We start from the raw sequence: 2,413 nt of genomic DNA, 5'->3' as shown, positions 1-2,413 counted from the left end.
GGTTCGGCACCGCCGGTCCTGGCGAAGGCCGTCGCGGCGGAGGTGGCGCTGCGGTGCGGGCCGTCCACGACGACCTCCTCGTAGCCGAGGGCCGAACCGTGCACGCCGTCGCGTTCCCGGCCGGTGGCGAGGGCGCCCTCGGCGGTGGCTCCGGCGACGAGCCGTTCGAAGGAGGGGGCGGAGAGCTTCTCCTCGTCGCTCAGGTCGAGGTACTGGGCGGGTGCGAACTGGTCGCGGGTCGGGGTGAGCCGGAGGACGACCGGGGCGGTGGTGGTGGAAGGGTCGGTGTCCTCGACGGTGAGTTCGGGATGGAGGTCGAGGCGGCGGGGGTCCTTCACCGGCGCGCCGCCGAAGCGGTCCAGGGTCAGCCCGAGCGGGGCGACCCGCTGGGTGAACGACAGCCCGCCGAGCGGGTGGACGATCAACTGGCCGTCGGCGTCGGGGAGTTGCCGGAGGGTGACGACGGTGCGGCCGGGTCCGGTGAGCTGGGCCGTCCAGTTGCGCGGGTCGGCCATCGCCTCCTCGACCCTGGCGGCCACGTCGACCGCGGCGGGGAGTTCGGCGGGGGTGGCCCGGGCGCCGAAGGTGCGGTCGAAGCTGATCTCGCCGCTGAAGAAGAGGATCTCGAAGCGGGCCTTGCCGCGCACGTGCCAGGGCGTCGGTCCGGAGAGCGCGACCTCCACCCCGACCCCCATCAGGGTGCGGCTGCCCCGCTTGAGGGCGAGGCGTCCGCCGACGTCGACCTGGAAGCCGAACGGCTCGAACTGCACCAGGGCGTCGAAGGACAGCATTCCGTCGATGCTGAAGCCGAGCGCGGCCGCGTACAGCTCCAGACGGGCGCCGAACTGCACGGTGTTGGAGGTCAGCGCGAAGTACGCCTCCAGACGGAGCCGGGGGTTGTCGCCGTTGAGCAGCGAGATCGCCAGGCGGCGCAGCTGCGGGAACCCGTCGGGGCGCTGGAAGCGCGGGTGGAACCCGCCGGCGGACAGCGCGAAGCTGCTCTCGCCCTTCCAGCGGGCGCGCATCGCCATGTCGCCGGTGAGCGCGAACGCGGCGATCCGCGAGTCGTACAGGGTGGCGTCGACGGACGCCTCGCCGCGCTCGAAGTCGATCACGCCGAGGACGTCCATGTTGACGACGACCACGGCCCGTTCCTCGGTGGGCAGCGCCATCCGCAGCCGGCCGAGCAGCACCAGCCGTACCGGCGTGGGCAGTTCGAGCAGGAGCCCGAGGTCGAGGGTGAGCAGGGTCGGCGTGCCCCAGCCGATCCGCGCCATCGGGCCGACGACGTGGCGGCCCGGGGTGGGCGGGAAGACGGTGCCGAGGGTGGCGGCGATCTCGGGGGCGCGGGCCAGCGGGTCGCGGGGGAACAGGACGGAGTCGAGGGCCTTGGTGCGGATGCCGGCGCGCAGGGCGTCCACGGAGACGGAGCGGTTGATGCCGACGAGGCCGCCGACGCCGTTGAGGGTGAAGCCGAAACCGAGCTGGAGCGGGGTGAATTCGGCGCTGACGAGGATGAGCAGGGAGAAGCCGTCGGCCCCGTCGGGCATGCGGGTGGTGAGCAGGCCGACGGCGGTCAGCGCGATGCTCTCCAGCTGGAGGGCGAGGACGCCGGCGTACTCCTCCTTGGCGTGGTCGAAGAAGAGGTAGCCGCCGCCGGTCACGGGTCCGGCCGCGACCTTGAGGGCGGCGCCCTTGGGCGGGGCGAAGTCCGCGTCGAGGCCGACCGGGCCGAGGTTGCCGTCCTGGGTGGACAGGCCGGCCTCCAGACCGATCCGTTCCACGGTGGCGGTGACCGGCCCGAGGGTGAGCCGGGCGGTGGCGGCCACCCGGGCGGTGAGTTCCTTGCGCTCTGCGTCCGCGTGCAACTCCAGGTGCACGGAGACGAGTTCGACCGGTCCGAGGCGGGCGTTGACCGGCAGGACGGCGTCCAGCCCGCCCGAGCCGGTGAAGCTCAGGCCCCGGCGGCGGGACCAGCGCAGGCCGAGGGCGAACTCGGTGCGCAGTCCGTCGGCGGGCAGCACCGAGGCGAGGAATCCGTCGCCGTCGCCGCCGGACACGACGACGGCGGCCTTGTCGGCGACGACGCCGATCTCGACGTCGGACGGGTCGGGTTCTCCGGGACGGCCCTGTTCGAGGACCGCGCGTATCCAGGCGCGGAAGGCGCCGATCTCCAGCCGGGTGCCGTTCGCGCTGCCGAGCAGCAGGGCGGGGGGCTCCTGGCCTGCGCCGGAGGGGTCGCCCTTGCGCAGTTCGAGACCGAGTTCGGCGCGTCCTCCGGTGGGCGTGCCGCCGGAGAAGGTGACGCCGTTGGGGCCGAGCGCGACGGCCGGGCCCGCCCCGGCCAGGTCGGCGCGCAGCACCCAGTCGCCGAACTGCCGCTGGAGGGCGGCGGATCCGCGGGGGACGAGGA

1 protein-coding gene is annotated in these 2,413 nt (G+C 74.0%); it reads right to left on the bottom strand.

Annotated elements, in window-relative coordinates:
* The coding region (locus HW445_RS26940) for a DUF6603 domain-containing protein (protein WP_180223481.1) at window positions 1–2,413 on the bottom strand (2,413 nt) is incomplete at both ends.

This window comes from Streptomyces sp. UH6, assembly GCF_013421635.1.
Lineage (GTDB): Bacteria > Actinomycetota > Actinomycetes > Streptomycetales > Streptomycetaceae > Streptomyces > Streptomyces abyssomicinicus.
The sequence above is the reverse complement of the archived record's forward strand: the minus strand, read 5'-3'. Positions and strand labels throughout refer to the sequence as shown.